This window comes from Pseudomonas sp. DVZ6, from assembly GCF_024259445.1.
GTDB lineage: Bacteria > Pseudomonadota > Gammaproteobacteria > Pseudomonadales > Pseudomonadaceae > Aquipseudomonas > Aquipseudomonas peradeniyensis.
In genome coordinates this window covers 1-17,359 of record NZ_JANCLM010000028.1, presented here as the reverse complement: position 1 = coordinate 17,359, position 17,359 = coordinate 1, and the positions used below count along the sequence as shown (strand labels likewise).

The following is a 17,359-nucleotide window of genomic DNA, read 5'->3' as shown; positions in this document are numbered from 1 at the left end:
CGGAACGCCGATCAGCGGCGATCTTTTTTTGCTTCCCCCTCTTCTCAGCCGTCCGCGCCTGGATTACAAATAGCGCCGCGGGCGCTCGCCCCGATAACAACAACCTCCTTCCCTGGCCATCATGTCCGATCAGAACCCTTGCCTGACCTGCGGCGCCTGCTGCGGCTACTTTCGTGTGTCTTTCTTCTGGGGTGAATGCCAGTCCGCCGGCGGCGTGGTGCCCGACGATCTGGTGGTGCAGATCAACCCGACCCGGGTCGCCATGATCGGCACCGACGCCAAGCCTTGCCGCTGCGTCAGCCTGGGTGGCGAGATCGGCACGCAAGTGGCGTGCTCCATCTACGAGAACCGCTCCAGCCCCTGCCGCGAGTTCGATGCCTCGTGGGAAAACGGCGTGCACAACCCCAGCTGTGACGACGCCCGGGCAGCCTATGGCTTGCCACCGCTGACACCACCGGGCGCCAATGAGCCGCATTGGCCGGATGAGGGGGCGGAGGTAGCCTGAAGGGATTACTTGGCCTTGCAGACTGCGAACTGCGTGGGAGCGGGCTTGTCCCGCGATTGCGGTGCCGGCGTCATCCCGTGGCAAGCCCGCTCCCACAAACCGTTTCACATTCTGGCCATTCTCCATGACCGTTCGTCGGTTGGATCCAATGGCCGCAAGTCTGAAACCCGCGAAACACGTGCCGCCTAAACAAAGTATTAACACCATTTGACCGTCCCCTGTGCCGTACCGCCCGCGCCTGAGCGGCTACACATTCCCTCAAAGGAAATTCGTAGCCATAGATCAGGCGTTTCGGCCGTCGCGTGTTCCACTGCTCTTTCCTGCCCCGCTGTGCACGCATTCAAGGACTGAATCGCCTGATCCACGAAGGAGCTCTCCGTGGACAGACGTGCCGCCCCCCGTTCACCCGCCCGTTTCTCGCAACTGTCGCTGGCTGTCAGCCTGGCTGTAGGTGCGATGGCATTTGGTCTGTCCAGCGAACAGGCCCTGGCTGCCTGTAGCGCGGCCGGGGCCACGATCACCTGCAACGGCGCTGCCAACCCGCTGGCGCCGAGCTATACCAACGGCGGCAGCGGCCTCACCGTGAACGTCAACCCGGGCGCGACCCTGGGCACCTTGCTGGGCGTGGGCGGCACCTCGCTATCGCTGGCCGGCAACAACAACACCCTGAACAACTCCGGCACCATCGACCCGACGTTGCTCGGGCTGTTGAGCATCCAGTCCTCCGCCGTGCTGATCGGCAACACCGGCACCGGCAGCACCCTCACCATCAACAACAACGCCACGGGCGTGATCAAGGGCACCGGCGCCCTGCTCGGCGCCAACCTGCTGAACCTCACCGGCATGGCGCTGGACGCGCGCAACGGCGCCGCCGGCACCACCACCATCAGCAACGCCGGCAGCATCGGCTCCTCGGCCTTGGCCAGCCTCACGCTGGTGAGCGAGGACACGCCGGTCATCGCCGTGACCGGCGGCAGTACGGTGAACTTCACCAACACCGGCACCATCCTCGGCCGTGCCGCGTTCGAGGCTTCTGCGGCGGGTAACACCTTCACCAACGCCGGGACCCTGACCGGCAGCCTGTCGATGGGCGCCAACAGCACCAACCGCTTCAACGCCATCACCGGCTCCAGCGTCGGGGCAGGGCTTGGGGTCGGCGTGGCGTTGCTGGTCACCAGCAACCCCAACCTCGCCTTTGCCGCAGCCGGGAAGATCGACGGCGGCGCCGGCGGCACCAACACCCTGGCGCTGCAGAACGCCATTGGCGGCGGCAGCGGCACCGCGGGCAGCGGTACGATCAACGCCACCAACTACATCAACTTCAGCCGCCTGATTGTCGACGCCGGCACCTGGAGCCTGATCGGCCAGGTGCTCAACGGCACCACCCAGACCACCCTCAACGGAGGCCAGCTCAACTTCGACAATTCCAGTGCCTTCGGCAGTGGCGCCATCACTGTCAACGGCGGCGGGCTGGCGGGCACCGTCGGCGGCCTGAGCCTGGCCAACAACTTCACCCTCAATGCCGGCCTGAGCGTCGGCGGCGCCACCGACATGGCTCTCAATGGCGTGATCTCGGGTGTCGGCGGCCTGACCAAGACCGGTACCGGGCTGCTCACCCTCGGCGCCACCAACACCTACAGCGGCGGCACCACCCTGGCCGCCGGCGGCCTCAACCTGGCCAGCGCCGCGGCACTGGGCAGCGGCGGCCTCACCGTCAGCGGCGCCAGCAGCCTGCAGGGCAGCGTGCCACTGGTGCTGAACAGCAACGTGGCGTTGAACGCGGCGCTGACCCTGCCCGGCAGCAATGCCCTGACCCTTGGCGGCGTGCTCAGCGGCTCCGGCTCGCTGGTCAAGAGCGGCAGCGGCACCGTGACGCTCAACGGCGTCAACACCTTCAGTGGCGGTACCACACTGGCCAGCGGCACGCTGACCATCGGTAACGACAGTGCCCTCGGTTCCGGCGCGCTGACCCTTACTGGCAACGGCACCCTGAACCACACCGCCGCGCTCACCCTGGGCAACGCCATCAACCTGGGCGGCAACACCCTCACGCTGCCGGGCAGCAATGCCGCCATCCTCAACGGCGTGATCAGCGGTACCGGCGGCCTGACCAAGACCGGCACTGCCGACCTCACCCTGAACGGCGTCAACACCTACAGCGGCACCACCACCCTGGGTGGTGGCAAGCTCACTGTCGGCAACAGCGCCGCGCTGGGCACCAGCGGCCTGACCCTGGGCGGCAATGCCAGCCTGGATGCCAGCAGCGCGGCCAGCCTGGGCAACGCGATCAACCTGGGGGCCAACACCCTCGACCTGCTGGGCACCAGCGCCACCACCCTGGGTGGTGTCATCAGCGGCACCGGCGCGCTGGTCAAGAATGGCGCCGGCGACCTGACCCTCAATGGCAACAACACCTTCAGCGGCGGCCTGACGCTCAACACCGGCAAGCTCACCGTCGGGCACAGCAATGCGCTGGGCAGCGGTGCGCTGACCCTGGGCGGCAACGTCAGCCTCGACGCCGGCACCGCGGTCAACCTGGGCAACGCGGTCAACCTCGGCGCCAACACCCTCAACCTGCTGGGCACCAGTGCCACCACCCTGGGCGGTGTCATCAGCGGCACCGGCGCGCTGGTCAAGAACGGCAGCGCCGGCCTGACCCTCAACGCCAGCAATACCTTCAGCGGCGGCACCACCCTCAATGGCGGCGTGCTGACCGTGGGCAACAACAACGCCCTGGGCACTGGCGCGCTGACCCTGGGCGGCAATGCCAGCCTCGATGCGGGCGTGGCGGTCAACCTGGGCAACGCCATCAACCTGGCCGGTAACACCCTCACTCTGCCGGGCACCAGCGCCACCACACTGGGTGGCGTGATCAGCGGCACCGGGGCACTGGTCAAGAACGGCGGCAGCAACCTGACCCTGGGTGGCACCAACACGTTCAGTGGCGGGCTGACCCTCAATGCCGGCACCCTGACCCTGGCCAGCGCGGCGGCCCTGGGCACGGGCGGCCTGACTGTTGGCGGGGCCTCGACCCTGGCCAACGCCGTGGCGATGACCCTGAACAATGGCGTCAACCTCGGCGCCAACCTGACCCTGGCCGGCGCCAACAATCTCAATCTGGCCGGCAACCTCAGCGGCACCGGCGGGCTGATCAAGAACGGCAGCGCCAGCCTGACCCTGGGCGGCAACAACACCCAGAATGGCGCCACGGCGCTGAACGCCGGCACCCTGGTGCTGGGCAGCAACACCGCGCTGGGCACCGGCGCGCTCAATGCCGCCGCCAACACCACCCTCGACACCAGTGTCGCCGGGCTGAACATCGGTAACGCCCTTAACCTGGCCGGCAACCTGAATCTGCCCGGCAGCAATGACCTGACCCTGAGCGGCGTCATCGCCGGCGCCGGCGGCATCACCAAGGGCGGCAACACCACCTTGACCCTGACTGGTGCCAACACCAACAGCGGTTCCACCTTTGTCAACGCCGGTACCCTGGTGGTCGGCAGCAACACCGCGCTGGGCACCGGCACCCTCAACACCGCCGCCGGCACCCACCTGGACGCCAGCACGGCCGTGAGCCTGGCCAACGACGCCATCATCGCCGGCCCCCTGACCATCGACGGCACTGCCAACCTGGGTCTGAGCGGCGTGCTCAGCGGCATCGGCTCGCTGGTCAAGAACGGCAACGCCAGTCTGACCCTGAGCGGCAACAACGTCTTCACCAACGGCACCCAGCTCAACGCCGGCACGCTGATCCTGGGCAGCAACACCGCACTGGGCATCGGCGGCCTGGCCCTGGGTGGCAATGCCAACCTCGACACCAGCACCGCGGTAGCCGCCACCAACACCATCAGCCTCGGCGCTAACACCCTGACCGTGCTGGGCAGCAACGCCACCACCCTGACCGGACAGATCAGCGGCACCGGCGCGCTGGTCAAGAACGGCAGCGCCGGCCTGACCCTCAACGGCAACAACACCTACAGCGGCGGTACCACCCTCAACGGCGGGTTGCTGACCCTGGGCAACAACAATGCCCTGGGCAGCGGCGCCTTGACCCTGGGTGGCAACGCCAGCCTCGACGGCAGCGGCACCCTCAACCTGGGCAATGCCATCAACCTCGCCGGCAATACCCTGACCCTGGCGGGCAGCAATGCAACCACCCTCGGCGGCGTGATCAGCGGCACTGGCGCGCTGACCAAGAACGGCAGCACCAACCTGACCCTGTCAGGTGCCAACACCTTCAGCGGTGGTCTCAACCTCAATGCCGGCACCTTGACCCTGGCCAGCGCCGCGGCGCTGGGGACCGGAGCTTTGAACGTCGGCGGTGCTGCCACCTTGGCCAACTCCACGGCCATGACCCTGAACAACGCCATCAACCTCGCCGCCGACCTGTCGCTGCCCACCACCAGCAATCTCACCCTGGCCGGCAACCTCAGTGGCACCGGCGGCCTGGTCAAGAGCGGCAGCGCCACCCTGACCCTGAGCGGCAACAATACCCACAGCGGCGCCACCGCGCTCAACGCCGGCACCCTGGTACTGGGCAGCAACACCGCCCTGGGCACTGGCGCGCTGAATGCCGCCAACAACACCACCCTGGACACCAGCGTCGCCGGGCTGAACATCGGCAACGCGCTGAACCTGGCCGGCAACTTCATCCTGCCCGGCAGCAACGACCTGACCCTGAGCGGCACCATCGCCGGCGCCGGCGGCATCACCAAGAACGGCGCCACCAGCCTGACCCTGAGCGGCAACAACAGCAACAGCGGCATCACCCGTCTGAACGCCGGTACCCTGGTGCTCGGCAGCAACACCGCGCTGGGCACCGGCACCCTCAACACGCTGGCCGGCACCCACCTGGATGCCAGCACGGCAGTCAGCCTGGCCAACGACGTCACCATCGCCGGCCCCCTGACCATCGATGGCAGCGCCGACCTGGGCCTGAGCGGCGTGGTCAGCGGCATCGGTTCGCTGGTCAAGAACGGCAACGCCAACCTGACCCTGAGCGGCAACAACCTCTACACCAACGGCACCCAGCTCAATGCCGGCACGCTCACCCTCGGCAGCAACACCGCGCTGGGCATCGGTGCCCTGACCCTGGGCGGCAACGCCAATCTCGACGCCAGCACCGCGGTGGCGGTGACCAACGGCATCAGCCTGGGCGGCAACACCCTGACCGTGCTGGGCAGCAACGCCACCACCCTCGGCGGCCTGATCAGCGGCAGCGGTGCGCTGGTCAAGAATGGCAGCGCCGGACTGACCCTCAACGGCAACAACACCTACAGCGGCGGCACCACCCTCAATGCCGGGCTGCTGACCCTGGGCAACAACAACGCCATCGGCAGCGGCGCGCTGAGCGTGGGCGGCAACGCCAGCCTCGACGGCAGCGCCGCGCTCAACCTGGGCAACGCCATCAACCTGGGGGCCGGCGCCACCCTGACCTTGCCGGGCAGCAACGCCACCACCCTTGGCGGCGTGATCAGCGGCACTGGCGCGCTGACCAAGAACGGCAGCACCAACCTGACCCTGTCGGGCGCCAACACCTTCAGCGGCGGCCTCAACCTCAATGCCGGCACCCTGACCCTGGCCAATGCCGCGGCGCTGGGAACCGGCGCGCTGAACGTCGGGGGCGCCGCGACCCTGGCCAACAGCGTGGCGATGACCCTGGGCAACGACGTCAACCTCGGCGCCAACCTGACCCTTGGCGGCAGCAACAACCTGACCCTGGGCGGCGTGCTCGCCGGTACCGGCGGGTTGATCAAGAACGGCGTGTCCGACCTGACGTTGACGGGCAACAACACCTTCAGCGGTGCCATCGACCTGCTCGGCGGCAGCATCACCACCGTCGGTACCACCGCTCTGGGCAATACCTCGGCGGTCAGCGTCGGCGCCGGCACCAGCCTCAACCTCGGCGCCAGCGCCACCATCGGTGGCCTGAGCGGCGCCGGTACGGTGAATATCGCGGGCGGTGGTGCCCTGACCCTGGGCGGCAACAACCTCAACAGCGTGTTCAGCGGCGTCTTGGCCGGCAGCGGCGGGCTGATCAAGAACGGCAGTGGCAGCTTCGAGCTGTCCGGGGTCAACGTGCTCGCTGGCAATACCACGGTCAATACCGGCTTGCTCAATGTCACCGGCTCGCTGGCCAGCGCCAGCGTGCAGGTCAACAGCGGCGCCAGCCTCGGCGGCACCGGCAGCTTGCTGGGGGCGGTCGACATCGCCAACGGCGCGCACCTGCTGGCCAACAGCGGTGCGACCCTCGGCACCGGCGCATTGACCCTGCACAGTGGCTCGGTCCTCGACTTCGGCCTGGGCTCGCCCGCTACTGGTGGCACCGCGCTGGTCAACGTCAACGGCAACCTGACCCTGGACGGCACCCTCAACGTCACCGACGTCGGCGGCTTCGGCACCGGTATCTACCGGCTGTTCGACTACACCGGCGCGCTGCTCGACAACGGCCTGCTGGTCGGCAACGTGCCGGGTGCCATGTTGCCCGGCGACCTGCAGGTGCAGACCTCCATCGGCAGCCAGGTCAACCTGCTGGTCGGCGGCGCCACCGGCACCGTACAGTTCTGGGACGGCGCCCAGAGCGTGCCCAATGGCGTGATCGACGGCGGCACCGGCACCTGGAATGGCAGCAACACCAACTGGACCGATGTCAACGGCGTGCTCAACGGCAGCTGGGCCAGTGACTTCGCGGTGTTCCAGGGCACTGCGGGGGATGTCACCGTGGTCGGCACCCAGGCCGCCACCGGGCTGCAGTTCGTCACCAACGGCTATCGCCTGATCGGCGCCGGTGGGCTGGACCTGGTCAACGGCAGCAACGGCGCCTTCGCCGTGCGAGTCGACCCCGGCGTCACCGCGACCCTCAACGTCGGCCTCTCGGGCAGCGGCCAGTTGGCCAAGCTCGACAGCGGCACCCTGGTGCTCAATGGTGCCAACAGCTACACCGGCGGCACCCTGTTCAACGGCGGCACGGTCGTGGTCGGTAACAACACCGCTTTTGGCAGCGGCGCTGTCAGCACCGCCAACGGCACCACCCTGGACAGCAACACCACCGTGACCCTTGGCAACGCCTTCAATCTAAGCGGTGCCCTGACCGTCGCCGGTTCCGCCGACCTGGGGCTGTCCAACGTGGTCTCCGGCCTTGGCAGCCTGGTCAAGGCTGGCGGCGCCAACCTGACCCTGGGCAGCGCCAACACCTACAGCGGCGGCACCAGCCTGGGCGCCGGCACCCTGACCCTCGGCAACGCCCAGGCGCTGGGTACTGGCGGCCTGACCGTCACCGGCGCCGCCAGCCTGGACACCACCGGTAACCTGGCACTGGGCAATACCGTCGCCCTGAACGCCAACCTCACCCTACCGGGAACAAACGACCTCACCCTCAACGGAGCGCTCAGTGGCACCGGGGGCCTGGTCAAGACAGGTTCCGGCACGCTCACCCTCAACGGCAGCAACAGCCAGCAGGGCAGCACCAGCCTGAACGGCGGCACTCTCGTGGTAGGCAGCAACACCGCGCTGGGCACCGGCGCCCTGAACGCAGTCGGCGGCACCACCCTGAGCAGCAATGCCAACGTCACCCTGGCCAACCAGCTCAACCTGGCCGGCAACCTGACGATCGCCGGGGCGCAGAACCTGACCCTGGGCGGCAACGTCAACGGCGTCGGCGGCCTGACCAAGACCGGCAGCGGCACCCTGACCCTGAACGGCACCAATGGCAACCTGGGCAACACCAACCTCAATGCCGGCACCCTGGTGCTCGGCAGCGCCAGCGCCCTTGGCCTCGGTCAGCTCAACGCGGCGGCCGGCACCACGCTGGACAGCTCCGCGGCGATCAACATCGGCAACACGGTCAACCTGGGAGGCAACCTCACCATCACCGGCAGCAACGACCTGGGCCTGGGCGGCCTGGTCACGGGGGCCGGCAGCCTGACCAAGAACGGTGCCAGCAACCTCACCCTCAGTGGCGCCAACACCCTGACCGGAGGCGTGACCCTCAATGCCGGCACGCTGACCCTGGGCAACAACCAGGCACTGGGCACCGGCACCCTGACCGTCGGCGGCGCCAGCAACCTGGCCACCACCGGTGCCCTGACCCTGGCCAACCAGGTGACACTCAACAACACCCTGAGCCTGACCGGCAACAACAACCTGGCCCTCAATGGTGTGATCAGCGGTACCGGCGGCCTGACCAAGACCGGCAGCGGCAACCTGAGCCTCGGCGCCGCCAACACCTACCAGGGCACCACCACCCTGGGTGGCGGCACCCTGACCCTGGGCAACAACACCGCCCTGGGCACGGGCAACCTGGCGGTGACCGGCAGCAGCACCCTGGCCACCACCGGCGTGCTGCAGGTGGCCAATGCCATCGGCCTTGGCGTCGGGACCACTCTCGGCGTCAACAACACCCAGGCCCTGACCCTCGACGGTGTCATCAGCGGTGCCGGGGCGCTGAACAAACTGGGTGCCGGGCAACTGGTGCTCAATGGCAGCAATACCTACGCCGGCGGTACCTCGCTGCAGGCCGGCAGCCTGCTGCTGGGCAACGCCGGCGCCCTGGGCAGCGGTGCGCTGACCGTCAACGGCGCCGCCAGCCTCGATGCCAGCCAGGCGCTGGCGCTGGTGAACGCCGTCAACCTCGCCGGTGGCAACCTGACCCTTGGCGGCAGCCAGGCGCTGACCCTCAACGGCGTGGTCTCCGGCAGCAACGGCCTGGTCAAGAACGGCACCGCCACCCTGACCCTCAATGGCAACAACACCTACAGCGGCGGCACCACCCTCAACGCCGGCACCCTGGTGGTTGGCAGCAACACCGCGCTGGGCAGCGGCGCGTTGAGCACCGGTGCCAACACCAGCCTCGATGCCGGTGGCGCAGGCGCCACCCTGGCCAACAATGTACACCTGGGCGGTACCCTCAACCTGCCGGGCAGCGCCGACCTTACCCTCAACGGCGTGGTGGATGGCGTCGGCGGCCTGAACAAGTCCGGCGCCAGCACCCTGACCCTCAACGGCGCCAACAACTACCTGGGCGGCACCACCCTGAATGCCGGCCGGCTGGTGGTCGGCAACGACAACGCGCTGGGGCAGGGCGCCCTGACCGTCGCCGGGGCCTCGACCCTGAGCAGCGGCGCCAGCACCACCCTGGCCAACAACGTCACCCTCAATGCCGGCCTGAGCGTCGATGGCGGCAACGACCTGACCCTCAATGGCGTGATCAACGGCACCGCCGGCCTGACCAAGAACGGCAGCGGCAACCTGACCCTCAATGGCAACAACGGCTTCCAGGGCGGCACTCAGCTCAACGCCGGGCGCCTGACCCTGGGCAGCAGCGGTGCGCTGGGCACCGGTACCCTTTCGGTCACCGCCGACGCCACCCTGGCCAACAGCGCGCCCATGGCCCTGGGCAACACCATTGCCCTGAGCAATGGTGCCAACCTGACCGTTGAAGCCGCCAACGCGCTGATCCTCAGCGGCGACCTCGGCGGCAGCGGCAACCTGGTCAAGACCGGCGTCGACGACCTGACCCTGGTCGGCGTCAAGACCTTCATCGGCAACGTCGACATCCAGGCCGGCTCCCTCACCACCCTCGGCAGCGGTGTGCTGGCCAACGTCGACACCCTCAACGTCGGCGCCAGCGGCCAGCTCAACCTCAACGGCAACGCCAGCCTCGGCAGCCTGACCGGCAGCGGCCAGGTCGATGTCGGCATCGGCAGTGTCCTGAGCCTGGGCGGCAACAACCTCAGCAGCACCTTCGCCGGTGGTCTCAACGGCCTGGGCGGCCTGACCAAGATCGGCAGCGGCACCCTGACCCTGACCGGCACCAGCAACCTGGCCGACAACACCCAGGTCAACGCCGGCACCCTCAAGATCGACGGAAGCCTGGGCAGCAACCTGCTGACGGTCGCCAGCGGCGCCACCCTGACCGGCAGCGGCAGTGCCAACGCCACGGTGGTCATCAACAACGGCGGCCACTTGGCCGGGCAGAGCGGCGCCACCCTGGGCCTCGGCAGCCTGGTGCTCAACAGCGGCTCGATCGTCGATGTAGGTCTGGGCGCCCCGTCCACCGGCGGCACCGCGCTGTTCAACGTCGGCGGCAACCTGACCCTCGACGGCACGCTCAATGTCGGCAGCATCGGCGGCTTCGGCAACGGTGTGTACCGCATCTTCGACTACACCGGCGCGCTCACCGACAACGGCCTGGACTTCGGCAGCCTGCCAGTGGGCGTAGGCCTGGGTGACGTGACCCTGCAGACCGCCCTGGCCAACCAGGTCAACCTGCTGGTAAGCGCCGCCGGCCTGAACATCCAGTTCTGGGACGGCAGCCAGAGCGTGCCTAACGGTCAGGTCGATGGCGGCACCGGCGTGTGGAACGCCGGCAACACCAACTGGACCGACCTCAACGGCGTGCTCAATACCACCTGGGGCAGCACCTTCGCGGTGTTCCAGGGTACAGCGGGCGATGTCACCGTTGACGGCAGCCAGACCGTCAACGGCCTGCAGTTCGTCACCGATGGCTATCGCCTGCTGGCGGGCACCGGCGGCGCGCTCGACCTGATCAACGGCAGCGGTGGCGACACCAGCGTGCGGGTCGATCCGGGTGCCACGGCGACCCTCGATGTCGGCCTGACCGGCGTCGGCAAGCTCAACAAGCTCGACAGCGGCACCCTGGTGCTCAACGGCAGCAACAGCTACAGCGGTGGCACCCTGCTCAGCGGCGGTACCTTGATTGTCGGCAACAACGCGGCCCTGGGCAGCGGCGCGCTCGACACCGCGGCGGGCACCACCCTCGACAGCAACGCCTCGGTCGTCCTGGGCAATGCCGTCACCCTGGCGGGCCCATTGAACATTGCCGGTAGCAATGACCTGGCCCTCAACGGCAACATCGGCGGCGCCGGTGGCCTGGTCAAGGCCGGCAGCGCGCGGCTGGCGCTGGCCGGCAACAACACCTATGCCGGTAATACCGCGCTCAATGGCGGCACCCTGGTGCTGGGCTCCAATACCGCGCTCGGCACCGGCAGCCTGACCACGGCGCCCGGCACCAGCCTGGACAGCAGCCAGGCGGTCACCCTCGCCAACAACGTCACCACCACGGGCGATCTCACCGTGCTGGGCAGCAACGACCTGACCCTGGGCGGCACCGTCGGCGGCACCGGCCGCCTGCTCAAGGCTGGCCTCGCGCGCTTCGCGCTGATGGGCGCCAACACCTACAGCGGCGGCACCGACCTGCAGGCCGGTACACTGGTGGTCGGCAACAACGCGGCGCTGGGCAGCGGCGGCCTGGAGGTCAGCGGCAACGCCAACCTCGACAGCGCCAGTGCCGTCACCCTGGCCAACCCGGTCAATGTCAGTGGCGTGCTCAACGTGCTGGGAAGCAACGACCTGCAACTGGCTGGCGTGCTCAGCGGCGGGGGCGAGCTGAACAAGAGCGGCCTGGCCGACCTGACCCTGTCGGGCAACAACACCTTCAGCGGCATCCTCAACATCCTCTCCGGCAGCCTGAGCACCATCGGCACCACTGCCCTCGGTACCCAGAGCCAGCTGAACGTCAGCAGCGGCGCCAGCCTCAACCTTGACGGCAACACCAGCCTCGGCGACATCGGCGGCACCGGCGCGATCCAGATCGCCGCCGGCAACAGCCTGGCAGTGGAGGGTGGGGTGTTCGACGGCAATATCAGCGGCACCGGCACCCTGAACAAACTCGGCAACGGCACCCTGGCGTTGAGCAGCACCAACAGCCACACCGGCACCACCAACGTCCAGGCCGGGGGGCTGCAGGTGAATGGCTCCCTGGCCAGTGGCGCGGTCAACGTCGCCAGCGGCGCCAGCCTCAGCGGCGCCGGCAGCCTCGGCGGCGCGGTGACGGTGGCCAACGGCGGCAACCTCGCGGCCACCAGCGGCAGCACGTTGAACGCCGGCAACCTGGTGCTCGACAGCGGCGCCAATTTCAACGCCTCGCTGGGCACGCCGTCGTCTGGTGGTACGCCGCTGGTCAACGTGGCCAACAACCTGACCCTGGGCGGTACCCTCAACGTCACCGATATCGGCGGCTTTGGCGCTGGCGTGTACCGGTTGTTCGCCTACGGTGGCAGCCTCACCAACAACGGCATGAGCTTCGGCACCACGCCGGTGCCGATCACCGACCTGACCGTGCAGACTGCCGTGGCCAACCAGGTCAACCTGGTGGTCGGCGGTGCCAGCAACGTACTGTTCTGGGATGGCAGCCAGAGCGTCGCCAACGGCCAGATCGACGGTGGCAGCGGCACCTGGGACGCCACCAACACCAACTGGACCGACGTCAACGGTGTGTTGAACAGCACCTGGAACGACACCTTCGCGGTGTTCCAGGGCGCCCCCGGCACTGTCACCGTCAACGGCAGCCACAGCATCACCGGCCTGCAGTTCGTCACCGATGGCTATGTGCTCAACGCCGGTACCGCCGGTGAACTGCTGGGCAACGGCACCACCAACCTGCGGGTCGACAACGGTGTCACCGCGACCCTCAACGTCGCCCTCAACGGCACCGGCAGCGTCGCCAAGCAGGACGGCGGCACCCTGGTGCTCAACGCCGCCAACGGCTACAGCGGCGGCACTGCCCTCAATGGCGGCACCCTGGTGCTTGGCAACAACAGCGCGCTGGGCAGCGGCACGCTGACGGCCGCAGGCGGCACCACGCTGGACAGCAACACCGCCGTCACCCTGGCCAACACCACCGTACTCAACGGTGCCCTGGCCATCGCCGGCAGCAACGCCCTGACTCTCAATGGCGTAGTCAGCGGCACGGGTGGGCTGATCAAGAACGGCGCCGGCCTGCTGACCCTGAACGGGGCCAACACCTACAGCGGCGGCACCCAGATCAACGCCGGCGGCGTGGTGGGCAACAGCACCAGCCTGCAGGGCGCGATCCTCAACAACGGGGCCCTGACCTTCGAACAGAACGCCAACGGCAGCTACACCGGCAACCTCAGCGGCAACGGCACCCTGGCCAAGAACGGTACCGGCGAGCTGCTGCTGACCGGGGTCAACACCTTCACCGGCGCCACCAGCGTCAATGCCGGCACCCTGCTGGTCAACGGCCGTCTCGACAGCACCAGCGTGCAGGTCGCCACCGGCGCCCGCCTGGGCGGCAGCGGCACCTACGGCGGCGGCGTGCAGATCGCCAACGGCGCTACCCTGGCCGCCGGCCAGAGCGCCACGCCGCTCACAGTAGGCAGCCTCGACCTGGCGTCGGGCAGCGCCCTGGACTTCAGCCTTGGCGCTCCGGCTGCCTCCACCACCGTGGTCAGGGTCAACGGCAACCTGGTGCTTGACGGCACGCTGAACATCACCGATGCCGGCGGCTTCGGCACCGGTGTCTACCAACTGTTCAGCTACGGCGGCACGCTCACCGACAATGGCCTGGTGTTCGGCGCCATCCCCGGCAGCGTGGTCCTGGGCGACCTCAGCCTGCAGACCGCCATCGCCAACCAGATCAACCTGGTGGTGCAGAACTACGGCGAGGAGCTGCAGTTCTGGAACGGCGGCAAGACCAACCCCGACGGCAGCGTCGGCGGCGGCAGTGGCACCTGGGGCTCGAACACTGGCTGGACCAATGCCGGCGGTACCAGCAGCGAAGGCTGGAGTGGCGGCTACGCGGTCTTTGGCGGCACGTCGGGCACCGTTACCGTGGTTGGCAACCAGTCGTTCGAGGGCCTGCAGTTCCTCAGTGATGGCTACCAGGTCGTCCCGGGCTCTGGCGGCAGCCTGACCCCGGTCAACGATGCCGACGGCAGCCTGGCGGCAGTGCGTGTCAACGCCGGCGCGACGGCCACCGTCAGCGCACCGCTGGTCGGCACTGGCGGTATCGAGAAACTCGATGCCGGCACCCTGATCCTCGCGGGCGCCAACACCTACAGCGGCGGCACCACCGTCAGCGGCGGTACCCTGGTCGGCAACACCACCAGCCTGCAGGGCAACATCCTCAACAACGCCAACCTGGTGTTCGCCCAGGGCAGCAACGGCACCTTCAACGGCACCCTCAGCGGTACCGGCACCACCACCAAGCAGGGTGGCGGTACCTTGCTGCTGACCGGCAACCAGCCGTTCAGCGGCGCCTTCAATGTCAACCAGGGCGTGCTCCAGGTGGGCGACGCGGCCAACCCGGGCAGCAACCTCGGCGCCCAGGTCACGGTGGCCAACGGCGCCGCCCTGACCGGCAACGGCACCGTCGCCGGGCTGATCAACAACGGCACCGTGCTGCCGGGGCCGGCCGGCAACCTGAACGTGTCGGGCAACTTCACCAATGGCGCCACCGGCACCCTGGTGATCGACCTCGCCAGTTCACCGGTGAACTACCTGAACGTGGGCGGCACCGCGAACCTCGGCGGCAGCCTGATGGTGGCCAACCTTGCCAGCGGCAATGGCCAGTACACCGTGGTCAGCGCCGCGGGTGGCGTCACCGGTACCTTCGCCACCACCAACCTGGCCAACTCGGCGTTCCTCAACAGCTCGCTGGACTATGGCGCCAACCAGGTGACCCTGTCGGTCAGCCGCAACGGCAACTCCTTCGCCGATGTCGCCGCCACCGGCAACCAGCGTGGCGTGGCCACGGCCCTGGGCAGCGCCGGGGCGCCGGCCGAGCTGGTCAACAACCTGCTGCCGCTGGACCGCCAGGGCGCCCAGGCGGCGTTCGACAGCCTGTCCGGCGAGATCCACGCCAGCACCGCGACCGTGCTGATCGAGGACTCGCGCTACGTCCGCGAAGCGGTCAACGACCGTCTGCGCCAGGCCGACTGCAGCAACCAGGACGATCCGCGTCGCACCCTGGCGCCGACCGCCAACCAGCAGCTGACCAGCGAAGGCTGCCAGGGCCAGGCTGTGGGCTGGATCCGCGCCATCGGCGGCTGGGGTACCTACGACGGCAGCAGCAGCCATGCCAGCGTCGACCGCGACCTGTCGGGCTTCATGCTCGGCGTCGACCGTGCCCTGGATGACCAGTGGAAAGTCGGCGCCGCCGCCGGCTACACCCGCTCGAGCATCGATGCGCACCGCCGTCGCTCCGACGCCACGGTAGACAGCTACCACCTGACCACCTACCTCGGCTACCAGCTGGACGCCTTCGCCGCCCGTATGGGCGTGGCCTACAGCTGGCACGACATCGACACCAAGCGCGATGTCACCGTCGGCAGCTACGACGACCGGCTCAAGGCCAAGTACAAGGCGCGCAGCGCCCAGGTGTTCGGCGAGGTGGGCTACGCCATCGATGCCGGCGGCATCGCCCTGGAGCCGTTCGCCGGGCTGGCCTACGTCAACTACGACAGCGACACCGCCCACGAGAAGGGCGGGGCAGGGCGGCTGGAAGGCAAGGTCGACCAGGACGTGACCTTCTCCACCCTGGGCGTGCGGGCCGGCAAGCGCATCCTGCTCGACAATGGCAGCAGCGTCACGCCGCGGCTGTCGGTGGGTTGGCGCCATGCGTTCGGTGACGACAAGCCCGATGCGGATCTGCGCTTTATCGACGGTGGCGCCGGGTTCAGCACCGAGGGCGTGCCGATCGCCAAGGACGCGGCAGTGGTCGAGGCAGGGGTGGACCTGTCGGTGGGCGCGAGCGGCAAGCTGGGGGTCGGGTATTCCGGGCAGCTGTCGAGCGAGAACCGTGACCATGGTGTGGTGGTGAGCTTCAGCATGGGGTTCTGAGGTAGATCGCCGGGGCTGCGTTGCAGCCCTTTCGCGGCACGAGGCCGCTCCTACAGGAGGAGACCGTGTTCCTCTCTGTAGGAGCGGCCTTGTGCCGCGAAAGGGGCGCAAAGCGCCCCCGGCCTTTTCTTGGTCTTCGAGCGCGAGGGCTGTTGACCGCATCAGGGCCACCAGGCGTTCGCCGCAAATTTTGCAGCGCCATGCACCTGGTGGCCATGACGCGATCAAAACCCTCGTCCCAAACCCCGTAAGACATTTCCGAATTTGAAACCAAGTCCTTCAGCCAGCCAGCGCTTCGGACCTATCCTACGCGCCTGCCGGAAGGCTCTGAATTGGCCGGGAAACTCATCAGGGGTACCGTCACTGGGTCGTCACATTTGGCGACCGGGTGTGAGAAGCCCGTTGTGTGAACCATGTCGATTCCGTCAATGGCGGTCGTGCGCGTGCAGGCTTTAGCCTGACCGTGGATTCATGGTTACACACGGGCTTCTCACCATGCGTACGACTGCCACCCTAATCTGTGAGAAGGATCGAGGTGGTTGTTCCTGAATTTCAATTTCGAGGAGTAACCATGAAAAAACTTGTACCTGACCCACCCTACCCAATCCCCTTCGTCACCATCATCAGCGACCTCGACCCCGAGGAAGCCATGGCCCACGCCAACAAGCTGATGCACACCCTCAGCGACACCGTCCACGCCTACACCGTCTGCCAGCGCGACGAGCGCCTCGACGTGATGAAGGACAGCGTCGAGATCCTCGGCCAACTGGTCATCTCGCTGGTCCTCCACGCCCGGGCCAAGGGGGCGCCGGTATGAGCGACGACTTCAAGCCCGGCCCGACCCAGGGCAAGACCACCTGCCTCGAGATCTTCTGCATCCAGCCTGGCATCCCGTTCGATCACGCCTTCAGCGACCTGTCGGTGCTGCTCGGCTGCGTGGCGCATTTCACCACCGAGGCGGAGATGGAAGGGGACCTCATGGCCGCCAGTGCGGCGCGGATTCTCAGCGGTCTGGCCAAGGGGCTGATCGATGACATGGAGTTGGGGTTGAACCGAGCGCGGTGAACGGGGGGCTGCTGCGCAGCCCTTTCGCGGCATAAGGCCGCTCCTACCCGGAGTTGCTGTTTCCTGTAGGAGATCGCCCAGCCCTTCGGGCTACTCTGTCGCGCAGGTAACAGAGTTCCAGCGTGG

At 67.9% G+C, this 17,359-nt stretch carries 4 protein-coding genes; all 4 read left to right on the top strand.

Translation table 11 applies throughout. The features are described from left to right. Nucleotides 1-121: 121 nt before the first annotated feature. The gene (locus NMG10_RS16675) at nucleotides 122-505 is read left to right on the top strand and encodes a YkgJ family cysteine cluster protein (RefSeq protein WP_050703800.1); all 384 of its coding nucleotides are present in this window, start codon (nucleotides 122-124) and stop codon (nucleotides 503-505) included. A 378-nt stretch (nucleotides 506-883) separates the two neighbouring features. Further along, nucleotides 884-16,168, top strand: a complete 15,285-nt coding sequence (locus tag NMG10_RS16670) for an autotransporter-associated beta strand repeat-containing protein (protein ID WP_337994569.1) — start codon at nucleotides 884-886, stop codon at nucleotides 16,166-16,168. A 571-nt stretch (nucleotides 16,169-16,739) separates the two neighbouring features. Next, nucleotides 16,740-16,985, top strand: a complete 246-nt coding sequence (locus NMG10_RS16665) for a hypothetical protein (RefSeq protein WP_254464744.1) — start codon at nucleotides 16,740-16,742, stop codon at nucleotides 16,983-16,985. Continuing rightward, nucleotides 16,982-17,233 carry a DUF3077 domain-containing protein gene (locus NMG10_RS16660; protein WP_050703802.1) on the top strand — a complete coding sequence of 84 codons (252 nt, stop codon included), beginning with the start codon at nucleotides 16,982-16,984 and terminating at the stop codon, nucleotides 17,231-17,233. The genes NMG10_RS16665 and NMG10_RS16660 overlap by 4 nt, the downstream gene beginning before the upstream one ends. The last annotated feature ends 126 nt before the right edge of the window (nucleotides 17,234-17,359 follow it).

What these genes read in the sequence shown, in the direction of transcription:
- NMG10_RS16675 (WP_050703800.1), top strand. Translation starts at nt 122, where the DNA reads ATGTCCGATCAGAACCCTTGCCTGACCTGCGGCGCCTGCTGCGGCTAC.
- NMG10_RS16660 (WP_050703802.1), top strand. Translation starts at nt 16,982, where the DNA reads ATGAGCGACGACTTCAAGCCCGGCCCGACCCAGGGCAAGACCACCTGC.
- NMG10_RS16665 (WP_254464744.1), top strand. Translation starts at nt 16,740, where the DNA reads ATGAAAAAACTTGTACCTGACCCACCCTACCCAATCCCCTTCGTCACC.